The sequence below is a fragment of the Variovorax endophyticus genome (assembly GCF_025376855.1).
Classification (GTDB): domain Bacteria; phylum Pseudomonadota; class Gammaproteobacteria; order Burkholderiales; family Burkholderiaceae_C; genus Variovorax.
Genome location: NZ_JAHUTH010000002.1, coordinates 283013 through 298650 on the forward strand (window position 1 = coordinate 283013; position 15638 = coordinate 298650).

General features: G+C 69.1%; 16 protein-coding genes. 10 read left to right on the top strand and 6 right to left on the bottom strand.

Annotated features, from left to right (window positions below; translation table 11 throughout):
* Positions 1-41: 41 nt before the first annotated feature.
* From KV106_RS04055 to KV106_RS04100, 10 genes are all read left to right on the top strand, one after another.
* Entirely contained in the window at positions 42-593 is a 552-nt protein-coding gene (locus KV106_RS04055; RefSeq protein ID WP_208512719.1) for a cupin domain-containing protein, read from the top strand.
* Between the two features lie 20 nt (positions 594-613).
* Positions 614-1447, top strand: coding sequence for an alpha/beta fold hydrolase (locus tag KV106_RS04060; protein ID WP_261206311.1), 834 nt, complete (start codon positions 614-616; stop codon positions 1445-1447).
* 44 nt (positions 1448-1491) lie between these two features.
* The gene (locus KV106_RS04065; RefSeq protein ID WP_261206314.1) at positions 1492-2478 is read left to right on the top strand and encodes a Bug family tripartite tricarboxylate transporter substrate binding protein; all 987 of its coding nucleotides are present in this window, start codon (positions 1492-1494) and stop codon (positions 2476-2478) included.
* A gap of 87 nt (positions 2479-2565) precedes the next feature.
* Complete coding sequence (locus KV106_RS04070; protein WP_261206316.1) at positions 2566-3798, top strand: MFS transporter; 1233 nt, start codon at positions 2566-2568, stop codon at positions 3796-3798.
* A gap of 203 nt (positions 3799-4001) precedes the next feature.
* Complete coding sequence (locus KV106_RS04075) at positions 4002-4649, top strand: GspH/FimT family pseudopilin (protein ID WP_261206318.1); 648 nt, start codon at positions 4002-4004, stop codon at positions 4647-4649.
* Positions 4646-5215, top strand: a complete 570-nt coding sequence (pilV, locus tag KV106_RS04080; RefSeq protein WP_261206320.1) for a type IV pilus modification protein PilV — start codon at positions 4646-4648, stop codon at positions 5213-5215. The genes KV106_RS04075 and pilV overlap by 4 nt, the downstream gene beginning before the upstream one ends.
* Entirely contained in the window at positions 5215-5994 is a 780-nt protein-coding gene (locus KV106_RS04085) for a PilW family protein (protein WP_261206322.1), read from the top strand. Before pilV ends, KV106_RS04085 begins: the two co-directional genes overlap by 1 nt.
* 77 nt (positions 5995-6071) lie before the next feature.
* Positions 6072-6608 carry a pilus assembly PilX family protein gene (locus tag KV106_RS04090; protein ID WP_261206324.1) on the top strand — a complete coding sequence of 179 codons (537 nt, stop codon included), beginning with the start codon at positions 6072-6074 and terminating at the stop codon, positions 6606-6608.
* On the top strand, positions 6605-9940 hold the full coding sequence (locus KV106_RS04095; protein ID WP_409976477.1) for a pilus assembly protein: 3336 nt from the start codon (positions 6605-6607) through the stop codon (positions 9938-9940). Before KV106_RS04090 ends, KV106_RS04095 begins: the two co-directional genes overlap by 4 nt.
* A gap of 32 nt (positions 9941-9972) precedes the next feature.
* Positions 9973-10425 carry a type IV pilin protein gene (locus KV106_RS04100; RefSeq protein WP_261206326.1) on the top strand — a complete coding sequence of 151 codons (453 nt, stop codon included), beginning with the start codon at positions 9973-9975 and terminating at the stop codon, positions 10423-10425.
* A gap of 69 nt (positions 10426-10494) precedes the next feature.
* On the opposite strand, the gene KV106_RS04105 is transcribed toward KV106_RS04100, so the two are convergent.
* Genes KV106_RS04105 through KV106_RS04130 form a run of 6 tightly spaced genes read right to left on the bottom strand, consistent with a single transcriptional unit; the run spans position 10495 to position 15636 of the window.
* A complete protein-coding gene (locus KV106_RS04105) occupies positions 10495-10998 on the bottom strand; it encodes a gamma-glutamylcyclotransferase family protein (protein WP_261206328.1) in 504 nt (167 codons plus the stop codon).
* A gap of 36 nt (positions 10999-11034) precedes the next feature.
* Entirely contained in the window at positions 11035-12252 is a 1218-nt protein-coding gene (locus KV106_RS04110; protein WP_261206330.1) for an amidase, read from the bottom strand.
* Positions 12252-12875, bottom strand: coding sequence for an ANTAR domain-containing response regulator (locus KV106_RS04115; protein ID WP_261206332.1), 624 nt, complete (start codon positions 12873-12875; stop codon positions 12252-12254). Before KV106_RS04115 ends, KV106_RS04110 begins: the two co-directional genes overlap by 1 nt.
* Positions 12875-13993 (bottom strand): transporter substrate-binding domain-containing protein, encoded by a 1119-nt coding sequence (locus tag KV106_RS04120; protein ID WP_261206335.1) that lies wholly within the window; start codon positions 13991-13993, stop codon positions 12875-12877. The genes KV106_RS04115 and KV106_RS04120 overlap by 1 nt, the downstream gene beginning before the upstream one ends.
* Positions 13983-15434: an amidase gene (locus KV106_RS04125; RefSeq protein WP_261206337.1), complete on the bottom strand. Its 1452-nt coding sequence runs from the start codon at positions 15432-15434 to the stop codon at positions 13983-13985. The genes KV106_RS04120 and KV106_RS04125 overlap by 11 nt, the downstream gene beginning before the upstream one ends.
* Positions 15421-15636, bottom strand: coding sequence for a hypothetical protein (locus KV106_RS04130; RefSeq protein WP_261206338.1), 216 nt, complete (start codon positions 15634-15636; stop codon positions 15421-15423). Before KV106_RS04130 ends, KV106_RS04125 begins: the two co-directional genes overlap by 14 nt.
* Positions 15637-15638 lie beyond the last annotated feature (2 nt).

Genomic DNA, 15638 nt, shown 5'->3' on the forward strand with positions numbered 1-15638 from the left:
GAATACTGGCGGCCATTATTCACTCCGCCAGAAAGATCGCCATGGCCATTCCCCAGATCCGTGTCACCCGCGAAGAGATGCGCCAGCGCGTCGCCTACTTCAAGGACCTCAAGGGTTTCGACGGCGGGCTGCCCGACAGCCGCCATCCGAGCGCCGAGCGCAAGCTCTACAACGCGGTGGGCTTCCAGCCGCCGCGCGGCAAGGGCGGCGACGAGGTGGTCTCGCCGGTCGGCGCGCAGGCGGCCGAGAACGCCGCCATCCGCATCAGCGAGGGTTTCAACCTCGGCTTCTGCGAAGCGAAGCCCGGCAAGGGCCCGATGATGCACAACCACGACACCAACGAGACCTTCATGCCGCTCACGGGCCGCTGGCGCTGTTCGTGGGAGCTCGACGGCCGCGAGGAGTACTTCGACGTCGGGCCGTGGGACATCTTCTCGTTTCCGGCCGGCGTCAACCGCCGCTTCGAGAACATCACGCACGAGGAGCCGGGCAAGACGCACTTCCTGATGTTCGTGATCGGCGGCAACGCGCCCGAGGCGGATTTCACCGAAGACGCAAAGAAGACGCTGCGCGAAGAAGGCCTGCTGGCCTGATGCACGCGACGGCCCACCGCATGACAACGATCGCCGAAGACCCGCCCGCGATGCCCGAGGCCCTGTGCCGCTTCGTCGCCGCACAGCCCCTGCACCGCTTCACCGACACGCGGGGTTTGGCCTGGTCGCTGCGCGACACCGGCGCGCGCGGCGACACGGCCACCGCCGAGCCGCCACCGCTGGTCCTGCTGCCAGGCGCGCTGGGCAACGGCGACAGCGCCTGGCGCATCGCGCAGGCCTTCGCCGCCGAGCGCCGCGTGCTGAGCATCACCTACCCGGGCGGCGTCGCGCCCGAGCCGCTCGCGCTCGGGCTCGAGGAGCTGCTGCGCGAACGGCGCACCGGCGCGGTCGCGCTCTGGGCCTCGTCGTACGGCGCCTGGTGGGCGCAGGCCTTCGCGTTGCGATTCCCTGATCAGGTGGCGGCGCTGTGGCTCGGCAACACCTTCGTCGACGGGTGCGACGTGGCGCAGCATCCGCTGTTCGATGCGCTCTGGCTCGCGGCCAGCGACAGCGCCACCGTGATCGCACGCTGGGGCCAGGCGCTGCGCGCGCGGCCCGACGACCTGCTGCGCGCGGTGCAGCTGCACATGCTGCATGCCGGCCTGCCCGCTTCGGACTTCCACGGGCGGCTGCGCCAGGTGGCAGGCGCGGCCGAGCTGCCGGCACCGCATGCGATCGCCAACACCGTGGTCTTCGAGTGCGAGGACGACGCGATCATCGCGCCCGCGACCCGTGCCCGCGTGCGGGCGCGCTATCCGAAGGCTCGCCATCTCGCGCAGGCGCAGGGCGGCCACTACCCGCACATCGTCAAGGCCGAGCTGCTGGTCGAGCGTATGCGCGACTGGCTGCAATGACCACACCCATCACACCTGCATCGACCCACGCTGAGGAGTTCCCCATGCCCGTCTCTCGTTCCCGGCGCCTCGCGTTCCAGCGCCTGGGCCTCGCGGCCCTGGCCGCCACCACGGGCCGCGCGGCCTTCGCGCAGGCCGGCTGGCCCGCCAAGCCGATCAAGCTCGTCGTGCCGTTCTCGGCCGGCGTGTCGCCCGATGTGGTGGCGCGCATCCTCAGCGAGCCGCTGGGCCAGGCGCTCGGGCAGCCGATCGTCATCGACAACCGCGCCGGCGCGGCCGGCATCATCGGCGCCGAGGTCGCGGCGCGCAGTCCCGGCGATGGCTACACCCTCTTCATGACCGTCAACTCGATCATGGGGATCAACCCCAACGTCTACGCCAAGCTGCCCTACGACACCTTCCGCGACTTCGCGCCCGTGACGCAGGTCGCGCTCGTGCCCTACGTGCTGATCACCGGCCCGGGCCAGCCCGATGCCAGCCTGCGCGACCTGCTGGCGCGCGCCAAGGCGAAGCCGGGCTCGATCGACTACGGCTCGCTCGGCGTGGGCTCGGGCCCGCACGTGGTGATGGAGATGATGAACAACATGGCCGGCGTGCAGATGGTGCATGTGCCCTACAAGGGCAGCCCGCTGGCCGACGTGATGGCCGGCCAGATGCCGATCGCCTTCGAGCCCGCGACCACGGCGATCCCGCTGGTGCGCAGCGGCAAGCTCCGCGCGCTCGCGGTGACGAGCCCCAGGCGCAGCGCGCTGCTGCCCGAGGTGCCGGCCGTGGCCGAGCTGCTGCCCGGCTACGACGGCGACGGCTGGCAGGGCTTCTACGTGCCGGCCGCCACGCCCCAACCCATCGTCGCGCGCTACAACCAGGAGCTGGTGAAGATCCTGCGCAACCCCGAGGTGCAGCGCAAGCTCACCGAGCTGGGGCTGGTGCCGGTGGGCAATTCGGTCGAGCAGTTCGGCGCGATCTCGCGCAGCGAGTTCGAGAAGTGGGGGCGCATTGCGAAGGCGAACCGGATACGCATCGACGGCTAGCGCGACCAATCGCGCCATCCTTGTTACTCCCCTTGTCGCGTGCACGGGGGTAACCTGAGGCCTCATTGAACCCCTCGAGGACTCACCATGACTCCCTGGCCCGACGCACTGCGCACCCACTACCGCTGGATCATCGTGGCCGCGGGCGGCGCCCTCGGCTGCGTGGCGATCGGCGGGCTGTTCTCGCTGCCGGTGTTCCTGCGGCCGATCGCGCAGGACACCGGCTGGTCGAGCACCGGTATCTCCACCGCGATGACGCTCGCCTTCGTGGCGCTGGCGCTCGGCAGCATTGCCTGGGGTTCCCTCAGCGACCGCGTGGGCCCGCGCCTCGTGGTGCTGGCGGGCGCGGTGCTGCTCGCGCTCGGGCTCGCGCTGGCGAGCCTCGCGACGTCGCTGCTCGCCTTCCAGCTGCTGTTCGGCGTGGTCGTCGGCATCGGCGCGGCGGCGATCTTCGCGCCGATGATGGCCTGCGTGACCGGATGGTTCGACACGCATCGCAGCCTCGCGGTGTCGCTGGTGTCGGCCGGCATGGGCGTGGCGCCGATGACCATGTCGCCGCTGGCCGCATGGCTGGTCCAGACGCACGACTGGCGCAACGCGCTGCAGCTCATCGCGGCGCTGGCTGCGGTCAGCATGATTCCGCTGGCCCTGCTGGTGCGTCGTCCGCCCGCCTTGCTGCAGGCCGCCTCCGCCGCGGCACCGGAGGCTTTGCGCGAATCCTCGCTGTCCGTCGCGCAGGCGTTGCGCTCGCCGCCCTTCCTGATCCTGGTGCTGACCAGCTTCTTGAGTTGCGCCACCCACTCGGGGCCGATCTTCCACACCGTGAGCTATGCGGTCACCTGCGGCATTCCGTTGATGGCGGCCGTGTCGATCTACAGCATGGAAGGGCTCGCGGGCCTGGGCGGGCGCCTCGTGTTCGGGCTGCTGGGCGATCGGTTCGGCGCCGCGCGCGTGCTGGTGCTGGCGCTGCTGGCCCAGGCGATCGTGGTGCTGGGCTACGTGTTCGCGCGGCAGCTGGGCAGCTTCTACACCGTGGCCGCGCTGTTCGGATTCACCTACGCGGGCGTGATGCCGCTGTTCGCGGTGATCGCGCGCGACAACTTCCCGCTGCGCATGATGGGAACGGTGATCGGGAGCACCACGATGGCCAGCAGCTTCGGCATGGCCCTGGGCCCCGTGCTGGGCGGGCTGATCTACGACGCGTACTCGAGCTACGCGTGGCTCTTCATCGGCGCGTTCGCGCTGGGCATCGGGGCCTTCCTGGCCGCGTTCGCGTTCACTCGGCTGCCGCGGCAGCGGGCGATCGCCGCGGTTGCTTGAACGGCGTCAGGCCGGCCTCTCGGACCACGATCGCGATCAGGCCGAGCGCGCCTCGGAGGCCAAAACATTGCGATGGCTTCATCGGCCATTGGATACATAACATTAACAAATAGACCTCCGTCCCGGCGACACAGGCGCAATTCGGTTCCATTGCTCGACAATCGCAACACGGCATTACCGACGTTACTTGTTGACAGGTCCGGGTGCATGCCGTCCCTGAACTTCGACGTGAACGAGGGACTCGCTTGTTTCTCCGCGCCCGGCTTTCGAAGCCCCTTTGCACCGATCGCCCCAGTGGCAATGGCCCCCGCAAGAGCGGCGGAGTGACGCTCATCGAATTGATGACGGTTCTTGTCGTGCTGGGGATCCTGGCGTCGATGGCGGCGCCATCGTTTCTCGACATGTTGCAGCGCAATCGCGTGGCGACACGAATCAATGCATTTGTCGGCGATCTGCAATTCGCCCGCTCCGAAGCAATTCGACAAGGCATTCCAGTGACGGTCTGTGCGTCGTCCGACGGCAGGTCGTGCATCGGCCGCGCCACCTGGAACACGGGATGGATCATCTTCGCGGATCCGGACAGCAACGGGACACGGGACGAGGACGGAACCGCCGAGCAGGTACTGCGCGTGCAGGCTGCCTGGAAGGGCGGCGACAGCTTCACCGCGAGCACGGGCATTGGCGCCATCACGTATGGCAGGGATGGTCTGGCGATCGGATTGCCGGCCAGCGCGAGTGCGCTCCTCACGCTGCGCACCTCGCCGGTCAACGATTCCGCGACCCGCTGCGTGCAGATCAACTTCGCCGGGCACCAGAAGGTTCTCCGTGCGAACGAAGGCGGTTGCGCATGAGGGCCGTGGAAGCGGCCCGCGGCCGAGGCGCGCAGGCCGGCTTCACGCTGCTGGAGGTGCTGATCTCGATCCTCCTGGTGTCGATCGGAATCTTCGGATTCGCGAAGATGCAGGCACTGGCGCTGTCCGATACCCACGTCGCATCCTCGCGGTCGGTGGTGGCGCTGCAGGCGGCCAGCCTGGCCGGCACCTTGCAAGGCAATCGTGCCTACTGGGCGAGTGCCAGCGCCCCCGCGAGCGTGACGATCAAGGGAAGCTCGATCGCGAACGGCACCGGCACGGCCGCCGCCACGGCGGCGAGTTGCGATGCGGACCGGGCACCGCCGGCGCCGCAGTGCACGGCAGCCCAGCTGGCCTTGTCCGATCTGCAGCAATGGGCCATCCACATGAACGACCTGTTGCCAAGCTACGAGGCCACGGTGGGTTGCAGCCCCGGCGGCGAGCCGGTGACCTGCACCATCACGGTGAAGTGGATCGAGAAGTACGTGGCCTCGACGAAGGCTTACGTCTCCGACAGCACCGCCACCGGCGGAACGCGTTCGTACACCCTCCACGTCAAGCCCTGATGAACCGTGCGTCCGCGACTCGCCGCACCTCTCCCGCTTCCCTGCCGACGCGGCAGACCGGCATCGGCCTCGTCGAGCTGATGGTCGCCATCGTGATCGCGTTGTTCCTGGTACTGGCCGTGGCGAGCATCTACCTGAACGTGCGGGCGACTTCCGCCGCCCAGGACAACCTGGCGCAACTGCAGGACAGCGAGCGGCTCGCACTGACCCTGATCACGACCACCCTGCAGTCGGCCGGCTACTTCGTCGATCCCACCAAGGACACCGCCGCGACTGCCTTGCCGGCAACCACGGTCTCGCGCGAGGACGGCGGCAGCACCGCCTTCGAGGCCGGCCAGCCGGTGGTCGGTACCGGGGACGGAAAAGGACGGGGATCGAATGGCGACACCATCGCCGTGCAATACCAGACCGCCCGCAACGACGGCCTGATGAATTGCCTGGGCGGCACCAATACGACCCAGGAGACCGCCGTGTTCTCGAACTATTTCGCCGTCAATGCGAACAGCGAATTGACCTGCACCGTGGGCAACGGCAGCCCCCAGGTATTGAGCGGCAACATCGACAGGATGAGCGTGGCCTACGGAACGGACACCGACGGCGATGGTGCCCTGGATACCTATCTGCCCGCGTCGGCGGTCCAGGCCGCCGGCCTCTGGGGCGGCGTCCACACGGTCCGGGTGTCGGTCTGGTTCCTCGACACGACCAAGTCGTTGCCGGGCAAGCCCGTGCCGCTGGCCTTCCCGGTCGTGCAGACCATCGACTTGATGAACAGATCATGATCCGGCCACCCCGGTCCTCGACGACCCGCCCCCGAACCCGCGCTTCGCGCTCGCGGCGCCAGCACGCGGGCGTAGTGATGGTGACCTGCCTGTTAATCCTTCTCGTCATCACCCTGCTGGCTGTCGCGATGTACCGCAGCACGGGGCTCCACGAGAAGATCGCGGGCAACACCCTCGAGAAGGAGCGGTCGTTCCATGCGGCCGAAAGCGCCGTCCGGTACGGCGAATGGTGGCTCGCCCAGGATCTTCGGGGAGCCGGCGGTGCGTGCGAAGGCATCGTCGACGGCAACACCGCCAGCAACATGCGCGTCTGCACGGCCGCGCTCGCGACACCGGCCGCCGTCCCGTGGGCGAACCGGGTCAGCTATGCGCCGCCGAAGCTGGTCGTGAAACCAGGCGGCGGCCTGATCGCCGGCAGCGCGGGTGTCGCGGGCGACGTGAACTACGCCGGGGGTCCGGGCCTGTACATCCAGTACCTCGGCCTCGGGCCCGACCCCAGGCAATCGATCTACCGCGTGACCGGCGCCGCATATGGCGGCGTCGCCTCGACCATCAGCGTGGTGCAGAGCACCTATGCGATATCGGCCCGGACACTCGACCTGGGAGGGCTATGAAGACATTCCGGTTCACGTCCATCAAGCGCGCGGTCCGTCCGGCCATGCTGCTGGCGGGCGCCGCCTTCATCCACGCGGCACAGGCGCAACTCGTCATCAGCGACACGTTGAGCGGGACCTCTTCCTCGTACGACTGGATCAGCCTCAACGGTGCCTGTCTCACCGCGGGCAACCAGGATCCCGGCGGCGCCACGAAGATTCCCGGTTGCAAGAACCTCAAGGACAAGGGCGTCTACTACAAGAGCAACACGCTGGTCGGCGGCAAGGACGGCGCCATGCCGGACAGCACGGGCAACGGCGCGCTTCGCCTGACCAACGGCGACACGACCAGCGGCTCGAACGGCGACTACCAATCCGGCGCCGTCGTCTCCAACTTCACCTTTCCGGTCAGCCAGGGCCTGGACGTTACCTTCAAGACCGTGACGTACGGCGGCGACAACCTGAACAACCACGGTGCAGACGGCATCAGCTTCTTTCTGGCCGACGGCGCGCTTCCACCCAGCATCGGCGGCCTGGGGGGCAGCCTGGGCTACAGCTGCTCCAACGGGAATCCGCAATACGACGGCGTGCGCGGCGGCTACATCGGGATCGGCATCGACGAGTACGGAAACTTCTCCAATTCGGGCGACAACACCAACACCGGGCCCGGCTTCGGCGCGGGGCGCATCACCGTTCGGGGCGCCGGCAGCACGAACTTCGCCGATCTCTCCACGAACGCCACGACCAAGGCCTCCTATCCCACCAGCCTCACCGCCAGCCAGCGGGAATCCGCCGTCAAGACGACCTGCCAGACTGGAACGATCCGGAACACGAGCACCAAGCTGACCTACAACTATCCGTACCTGACACACAAGGATGTCGGCGAGGTGATCGCCAACCAGCAAGCCACGAGCGTGCCCAAGCGCAGCAGCGCCAGGCCGATCACCTACTCCCTGCGAATCACGCAGGACGGCTTCCTCAGTTTCCTCTACAGCATCAACGGCGGCGTTTCGCAGACGGTTTTCGACAAGTACAAGATCACCGACAACAACGGTCCGCTTCCCGCCAGCTTCCGGTTCGGCTTCAGCGCGGGCACGGGACTGGGCAGCAATGTCCACGAGATCATGTGCTTCAAGGCGGCACAGATCGGGACGTCCGCCAGTTCGGTGGGATTGAATGCCCAGCAATCCGCCAAGGTGCAGGTCGGATCGCAGGTCTACCTGGCCTACTACAACCCGCAGAACTGGTGGGGCCAGCTCGCGGCCAGGAACCTGGTGCTCGATCCGTCGACCGACATCGTGTCGATCAACCCCGTGGCCAACTGGGACGCCAGCTGCGTCCTCACGGGCGGTGCATGCGGTGCCACGAACAAGACCAGCGGCGATGCGCAGGCCTCGGCGAACCGCGGCCTGCTGAGCTGGAACGGCAGCACCGGTATCGCGCTGCAATGGGGCAACCTCTCCGCCACGCAGAAGTCCGCGCTGGATGCATCGGCGGCGAGCGCGACCAGTTCGACGCGACTGAACTATCTGCGCGGGGTGCGCAGCGACGAGATCCAGACACCGACCACGGGCAAGTTCAGGAAACGCACCGGGGTGCTGGGCGACATCGTCAACGCGAGCCCGGCCTGGGTCGGACCGCCCAGTTCGCCCTACGAAGGCCGGTGGCAGGACAGGCTCTATCCGAGCGCGCAGCCGCCGGAAGGCACGAGCTACGCCGCGTTCTCGGCAGGAAATGCCGCGCGGACCAACGTGGTCTACGCCGGCGCCAACGACGGCTTCATGCACGCTTTCCGCGCCGGCGCCTACAAGGCGGATGGCTCCTTCGACAAGGATGCCGCCAACGACGGGCGCGAACTGCTCGCCTACATGCCGGCCCGGGTCGTCGAGACCATCTATTCGGCCGGCACGCCCGCGCTGGATTTCTCGTCGACACAGTACGCGCACAACGCCTATGTCGATGCCACGCCGGGCACGGGAGACCTCTACTACCAGGGCGCATGGCATACGTGGCTGGTGGGCGGCCTGGGCGCGGGCGGCAACGCCGCCGGCGTGATCGGCGACAAGACGAGCATCGCCACCGGCACGCTCTTCGCGCTGGAGATCACCGATCCGGGCAACTTCGCCGAAGCCAACGCGGCCGGCATCGTGCTGGGCGAGTGGAACTCGGCCAACCTGAACTGCACCGGCGACTCGATCGCATCGATGTGCCGGGACAGCCTGGGCAGCATCTACGGAACGCCGATCATCCGTCGGTTGCACGACGGACACTGGGCCGTGATCTTCGGCAACGGCCTCAACAGCAAGTCCGGCAAGGCGGGCATCTACGTGATGACCGTCGACCAGAACACCGGCGGCAAGAGTTTCCGCTTCCTGCCCACCAGCGCGGGAGCGGCACTCGCAGGCACGGCCGTGACCATGCGAAACGGCATCGTGCAGCTGACCTCCGCCGACCTGGACGGCGATCACGTCACGGACTATGTCTATGCCGGCGACGCGCGAGGCAATCTCTGGCGCTTCGATCTGACGAGCAACGATCCGGCCCGCTGGGCGGCGGGAGATTCCGCGCTGTTCACCACCCCGTCGGGCCAACCCATCACCACGCGCCCCACGGTGATCGCCAGCTCGGACGGCAACGACCTCGATCGCATCGTCGTGAGTTTCGGCACGGGACAGATCCTTCCACAGACCTTGACCGCGGCGGCGGTTCCCGAACCCGCGGGCCAGTCGATCTACGGCGTCTGGGATTGGGACATGGGCACATGGAATGCCAAGTCCTCCCGGCGCTATGTCTCGCTCGTAGCGCCTCAACGATTCACCGACGCGGACCTGACGGCACAGACGATGTCCGATGTCGCCTACGCCAATGGCGACATCTTCGGCGCGCGCACCGTGACCCGGAACGCGTTGTGCTGGAAAGGCCGCCCGGCCTGCGGTTCCGGCACTGCCAGATTCGGATGGAAGCTCGCGCTCACGGGGGCGAAGGAACAGATCGTCTACAACCCCATCTTCGTCGACGGCCTGTTCGTCGTGAACACCACGATCCCGGCCACGACGCAGGTGCTGTCGTGCGAACAGCAACCCGCATCCGGCTACACCATGGCCATCTCGCCGGACACGGGCGGTGCACCGTCGAGCTCCTACTTCAAGAGCGCGACCACCGGCGCGAATGTCGCCGCCGACGCGGTGATCGCGGGCATCGGCCTGAGCGGCGTGGGTTCACCGGGGACCGTGACCGGCGAGAAGAAGAAGTTCCTGGTCACGCAGAACCGGGACGGCGATGGCTCGACGGTTCAGGTGGACCCCCAGGGCAATGTGAAGGGCAAGCGCCTGACCTGGATCAAGCTGCGCTGACCATGAAAGCCATGACTCGACAGGACCCATGCATGCCGCTCGTCCGCGGGCAACGCAGGCCGCAGGGCTTCACGCTGATCGAACTGATGATCATCGTCGCGATCGTCGCGATCCTGGCCGCCATCGCCTTTCCTTCCTACAGCGCCTATGTCCGGAAGGCGCGGCGGGTCGATGCCAAGAATGCCGTCCTCGACCTGGCCAGCCGCGAGGAGAAATTTTTCGGCATCAACAACAGATACACGGCCCAGGCCTCCGACCTGGGCTACGCCGCGCTGCCGTCGAGCGTGAATTCGGGTGGATCGAGCTACTACGACCTGAGCGTCAGCGTCGCGAGCGGCGCGACAGGCTTCGTCGCGCAGGCAACGCCCAAAGGCGGCCAGCGCGACGATACCGCCTGCTACAGCTTCAGGCTCGATCAACTCGGCGTTCAATCCAACGTGGGGAGCGATGGCACCACGGTGCTGGCCGATCCCGGTTGCTGGTAGGAGCAAAGGCCGCGCGGTCGCATCGGGCAAGGCCTGTGCAACGCCTCATCGACGGCCGCCTCCCAGGTCTCAGGGCGCACCCGCGCGCGATCTGTAGAGCCCGGCGTGCGCCATCGTGTATTCCGCCAGCGGCCCCAGCCTCGCCTGCGCCACGTCGAATTGCGCCGGCGGCTTGACGTAGGCGTGAACGATCCTTTGCGGCCCACCGGCATCGCCAACGCCTTCGACGACGATCGGGACACGCCGATAGCCATCCGCCTCGCCGACCCGCTCGAGCAGGTCCATGGCCGCCAGCGCCGCATCGTCGACCTCGAACAATTGGCCGGCGATTCGCTCCCCTTCGCCGGGCTGGAAAACAAGCCATGGCGAGAAGCGCTCGCCCATCAGGTACAGCGGATAGCGCTCCCGCGTGACGAAGTCGCCGGGGATGCGGCGGCCGCGATTGGTGGCGAAATGGGGGTAGCCCTCTTTCAGGGTGCCGAAGACGAAGACGAGGTGTGGCGTGCGAGGTGCGAACTCGCCGCGCTTCATCTCCGCGATCGACTGCAGCAGATCTTTCTCGAACTGCTCCATCTCCGTGTCCCTGGTCCTTGGCATGGATGACCTCCTTCAGCCGAATGTAGGCCAAGCCGTCGCCGTCTTGTTCCCGTCGCCGGATGCGATCCGCCCAGCCAACGCCAGCAGATCCCGATCCCTCCCCCGCCCCCCGATCAACCCCAGCCCCACGGGCAGCCCGTCGACCGTCCCCAGCGGCAGGCTGACCTGCGGCAAGCCGCACAGCCCCGCGATGCAGGTATGGGCCAGCACGCGCATGCGGGTCTGCGCATCGGGCTGCGCCGAAGCGCCCAGCAGCGGCGCCACGTCGGGCGCGGTCGGCAGGCACAGCACGCCGTCGTGCGCGAGCAGGTCGTCGATCCTCGCGCGCAGCGCGTCGGCCTCGCGTTGCGCGGCATCGATCTCCCGGGCCGTGACCTGCGACGCGGCGCGCAGCCGCGCCGCGATCTCGGGTGCCATCGACGGCCGCGTGCGCTCGAACCATTTGCCATGCGTGCGCCAGACCTCGGCGCTCTGCAGCACGCGGTAGGCCTGCGCCGCAGCGGCCAGCGACAGGCCTTGCGCGGGCGCATCGAAGGCCAGGCCCAGCGATGCCAGACGGTCCAACGCAGGACGCAGCGCGGCGGCCACGCCCGGCGCGGCATCGTCGAAGGCATCGGCCATCGGCACGATGCGCCGCAATGGTCGTATCTCGCCCGGCGGCAGCAGCACCGCGCCCACGCGCTCGAGCACCGCCGCGGTCACGGCGAACCAGCCCACCGTGTCGAAGGCCGGCGCCAGCGGTGTCACGCCGCGCGCATCGATCGCGCCATGCGTGGGCCGCAGGCCGTACAGGCCGCAGTAGCTGGCCGGGATGCGCACCGAGCCCGAGGTGTCGGTGCCCAGCGCGAAGTCGACGCAGCCAGCGGCCACGGCAGAGGCCGAGCCGCTCGACGAACCGCCGGGCACGCGGCCGGGCGCGCGCGGGTTCAGCGGCGTGCCGTAGTGCAGGTTTTCGCCCGCGAGCGAGAACGCGAGTTCGTCGCTGAGCGTTCGGCCTTGCAACCGCGCGCCGGCCTCGAGCAGGCGCGCGACCGCAGGTGCATCGGCCGTGGCCGGCGCATGCGTGCGCAGCCAGTCGGGATTGCCCGAGCGCGTAACGTGGCCCGCGAGGTCGAACACCTCCTTGGCGGCGAAGCCGAGGCCGCTCAACGGGCCACCGCCGCAAGGATCGCGCGCAAACGAAGGATCGAGCCCGAAGCGTTCCGGACTCTCGAAGGGAGCGCGGGCCATCACTCGGCCCGGTCCGGCGCGCCGCGATCGGGCGGCAAACCGTAGATCGCTTCCGCATGCACGATCGACTCGGCCATCGACGACACCGGCAACTGCTTGCGCATGGCCTCGCGCCGGATGATGGCGTAGGCCTCGTCCTCCGAGATGCCCTGGCGCGTGGCGAGGATCTTCATCGCGCGCTCGACGATGCGGCGCGTGCGCAGGGTCTCGTCGAGCTTGGCGATGCGGTTGAGCAGCCGCTCCTCGTAGCGGAACAGCATGCGCGCGACGTACAGCGTGGCGAGCACGCCGAAGGGACGGATCGGCTTGGGCAGCACGCCGTGCACGTTGGCGGCGGCCGCGGCCTCGAGCACGGCCGGGTTCTCGTAGGCCAGCAGCGCGATCAGCACCGCGTGCGAGGAACCGGCCAGCCAGGGATGCGAGGCATCGCGCTCCGACTGGATGCTGAAGAACACGGCCTCGGTGCCCTCGGGCAGGTGGTTCGGCTCGGGCCACAGCGCGGTGACGCGGCAGCCGAAGCGGCGCAGCTGCTCGCACAGCACGCGGGCGTCCTCGTCGTCGGGATGGATGACGGCGACCCGGATGTCACGCAGGGAGCGCAGCTGGATCGGATCGGGCGTCATCAGAGGATCTTCCGTTCGTAGGCGACGAGGTAGGGATCGGGGCGGACGATGGACGCATCCTCCCACAGCAGGTCGAAACCGCCATCCTCGCGCGAGCGCCCGATACGGGCCTTGAGCGCGGTGTGGTTGGTGTCGACGTCGATCTCGACCTCGCCCTGGGCCGAAGCATGGCGCGTGCCACCGAGGCTGCGCACGATGCGGTCGGGGTCGGGCGCGCCCTCGCGCGGCACCGCGCGCGCGAACAGGTGCACCTGCAGGTAGCCGGCCTCGGCATACATGTTGGGCCGGCGGCCGGCGCCGTAACGCTTCTCGTAGAGCGCGGTGAAGCGCGCGCTGGCCGGGCTCTCGATGCCCGCGAAGTAGGGCGCGACCGTGAGGTGGCCCGCGCGCGCGGCCGGGCTCAATGCCGCGATCTCGGCCTCGCTCGCGGTGAGGCTCGCGATCGGATGCCCGGCCGAGGTGGCGCCGATGGCGTGGCAGGCCGCATAGAGCCGCGCGGTGTCGGCGCCCACCACGGTGCTGAGCACCACGTCGGGCCGCGCGGCGGCGATGCGTTCGGCCACCTCGGCGAAGGCGCTGTCGGGCGCGCCCATGGGCAGGTAGGTCTCGCCCGCCACGCTGCCCGCGCTCTCGAGCAGAAACTCCTTCGCGATGCGCGAGATCTCGCGCGCGAACACGTACTCGGAACCGACCAGGAAGAAGCGCCGTCCGTGATGCGCGAACAGGTACTTGATCAGCGGCACGATGGTCTGCGCGGGCGTGGGCCCGGTGTAGATCACGTTGGGCGAATACTCGAAGCCCTCGTACACCGAGGGATAGAACAGCACCGCACCGTGGCGCTCGACCACCGGCAGCACGGCCTTGCGGCTGGCCGACGAGCAGCAGCCGAAGATCACCGGCACCTGGTGGTGCAGCACCATGCGGCGCGCGATGTCGCGATAGCTCGCGGGATCGGGGCCCGGGTCCTCGATGATCGGCACGATGGGCCGGCCCGCCACGCCGCCGCCCGAGTTGATCTCGTCGATGGCGACCAGCGTGCCGCTCAGCAGCGCCTGCTCGGTCACGGCCATGTTGCCGGTCTGGGCGAACAGCACGCCCACGCCGATCTCATCGGACATGCGCGCCCTCCTCCTGACCCGTGGCCATCGCATGGCCGGGCCGCATGGCATGCCAGGCGGTGTCGTCCTGGAAGGCCGCGGCCAGGCCGAGCAGCGCGAACTCGCCGCCGGGATGGCCGATCAGCGTGAGGCCCACCGGCAGGCTCGTGTCGCCGAAGCCGCAAGGCAGGCTCACCGCCGGCAGGCCGGTGAAGTTGGCGAGGCAGGGCATGGCGGTCATGGCGTCCTGGACGGTGGTCGTGCGGCCGGCGAATTCGATGCGCGATTCTGCCAAGGGCGGCGCGGTCACGGGCAGCGTCGGCAGCACGAGCGCGTCGAGCCCCGCCAGGTCGCGCGCGAACGCGGCGCGGAAGGCGCCGCGGAACTGCTGCGCCGCGAGGTAGTCGACGGCCGACACGCTCTCGCCCGCATGCAGCAGCGCGCGCACGTCGGGTGCGTAGCGCTGCGCCCGATCGTGCATCAGCGGACGGTGGAAAGTGCTGGCCTCGGCGTACATGATGGCCTTCCAGGCCGCGAACACCGCCGCCATGCCGCGTACCGCCACGGGCACGAGATCGCTGCCGCGCTGGCCGAAGACCTCGAGCGCCGCCTCGAAGGCCCGGCCCACGTCGGGCGCGGTCTCGAAGCCCTCGCCCGCCAGCATGCCGATGCGCAGCCGGGCGCGGCCGCGCGCCTCGCGGAACTGCGCGGCATGGCGCGACGAATCGCTGGCCGAGCCTGGCAGCATCGCGTCGAGCCCCAGCCACAGGTCCTCGGCGCTGCGCGCCATCGGCCCGGCGGCATCGAAGCTCCAGGCCAGCGGCAGCACGCCCTCGCCTTCGACACGACCGGTGCCCGGCTTGATGCCCGAGATGCCGCAGGCCGCGGCGGGAATGCGGATCGAGCCGCCGGTGTCGGTGCCGATGGCCAGCGGCAGCAGCCCGTCGGCCACGCAGGCGGCCGAGCCGCCGCTGGAGCCGCCGGTGATCGCGCGCGGATCCCAGGGGTTGCGCGTGGCGCCATGGTGCGATCCCTTGTTGGTCGCGCCGTAGGCCCACTCGTGCATGTTGGTCTTGGCCACCACGATGGCGCCGGCCCGGCGCAGCCGCGCGACCAGCGGCGCCTCGCCCTGCAGCGGCGCGTCGGCCAGCACGGCCGAGGCCGCGCTGCTGCCGAGGCCGGCGGTCAGCACGTTGTCCTTCACCGCGATCGGCACGCCGTGCAGCGGCCCCAGGGGCAGGCCGCGCGCCAGCGCGAGGTCGGCCTCGCGCGCCTGGGCCAGTGCGCCTTCGCGATCGACGGTCACGAAAGCGTTGGTGCGCGCGGCGCGGCGTTCGATGTCGGCCAGCCGGCGTTCGGCGAGCTCGACCGCGCCGAGCTCGCCGCGGCGGATCAGCGCGGCCAATTGCGCCACGCCCGCGCGGTCGATGTCCTCGATGGGGAAACGCTCAGCGATGGACATGATCGGTCTCCGTCGACGGTGGAACGAGCGCGAACCAGGCGCGCCCGGGCATCTCGCGCAGGCCCGTGCGCAGGTCCTCGAGGATCGCCGCGACCTCGTCGCACAGCGCGGGGTCGAGCGCCGCGAGGCCCGCGGCGCGGCGATGCGCGGCCACGCTGTCGGCGTTCCAGGGTGCGGCGGGCTGGGTGGGAACGGTTGCCATGG

Bases quoted from the DNA above. Each gene is read 5' to 3' on its own strand.
- KV106_RS04055 (WP_208512719.1), top strand. From the start codon at position 42: ATGGCCATTCCCCAGATCCGTGTCACCCGCGAAGAGATGCGCCAGCGC.
- KV106_RS04060 (WP_261206311.1), top strand. From the start codon at position 614: ATGACAACGATCGCCGAAGACCCGCCCGCGATGCCCGAGGCCCTGTGC.
- KV106_RS04065 (WP_261206314.1), top strand. From the start codon at position 1,492: ATGCCCGTCTCTCGTTCCCGGCGCCTCGCGTTCCAGCGCCTGGGCCTC.
- KV106_RS04070 (WP_261206316.1), top strand. From the start codon at position 2,566: ATGACTCCCTGGCCCGACGCACTGCGCACCCACTACCGCTGGATCATC.
- pilV (WP_261206320.1), top strand. From the start codon at position 4,646: ATGAGGGCCGTGGAAGCGGCCCGCGGCCGAGGCGCGCAGGCCGGCTTC.
- KV106_RS04085 (WP_261206322.1), top strand. From the start codon at position 5,215: ATGAACCGTGCGTCCGCGACTCGCCGCACCTCTCCCGCTTCCCTGCCG.
- KV106_RS04090 (WP_261206324.1), top strand. From the start codon at position 6,072: ATGGTGACCTGCCTGTTAATCCTTCTCGTCATCACCCTGCTGGCTGTC.
- KV106_RS04095 (WP_409976477.1), top strand. From the start codon at position 6,605: ATGAAGACATTCCGGTTCACGTCCATCAAGCGCGCGGTCCGTCCGGCC.
- KV106_RS04100 (WP_261206326.1), top strand. From the start codon at position 9,973: ATGCCGCTCGTCCGCGGGCAACGCAGGCCGCAGGGCTTCACGCTGATC.
- KV106_RS04105 (WP_261206328.1), bottom strand. From the start codon at position 10,998: ATGGAGCAGTTCGAGAAAGATCTGCTGCAGTCGATCGCGGAGATGAAG.
- KV106_RS04110 (WP_261206330.1), bottom strand. From the start codon at position 12,252: ATGGCCCGCGCTCCCTTCGAGAGTCCGGAACGCTTCGGGCTCGATCCT.
- KV106_RS04115 (WP_261206332.1), bottom strand. From the start codon at position 12,875: ATGACGCCCGATCCGATCCAGCTGCGCTCCCTGCGTGACATCCGGGTC.
- KV106_RS04120 (WP_261206335.1), bottom strand. From the start codon at position 13,993: ATGTCCGATGAGATCGGCGTGGGCGTGCTGTTCGCCCAGACCGGCAAC.
- KV106_RS04125 (WP_261206337.1), bottom strand. From the start codon at position 15,434: ATGTCCATCGCTGAGCGTTTCCCCATCGAGGACATCGACCGCGCGGGC.
- KV106_RS04130 (WP_261206338.1), bottom strand. From the start codon at position 15,636: ATGGCAACCGTTCCCACCCAGCCCGCCGCACCCTGGAACGCCGACAGC.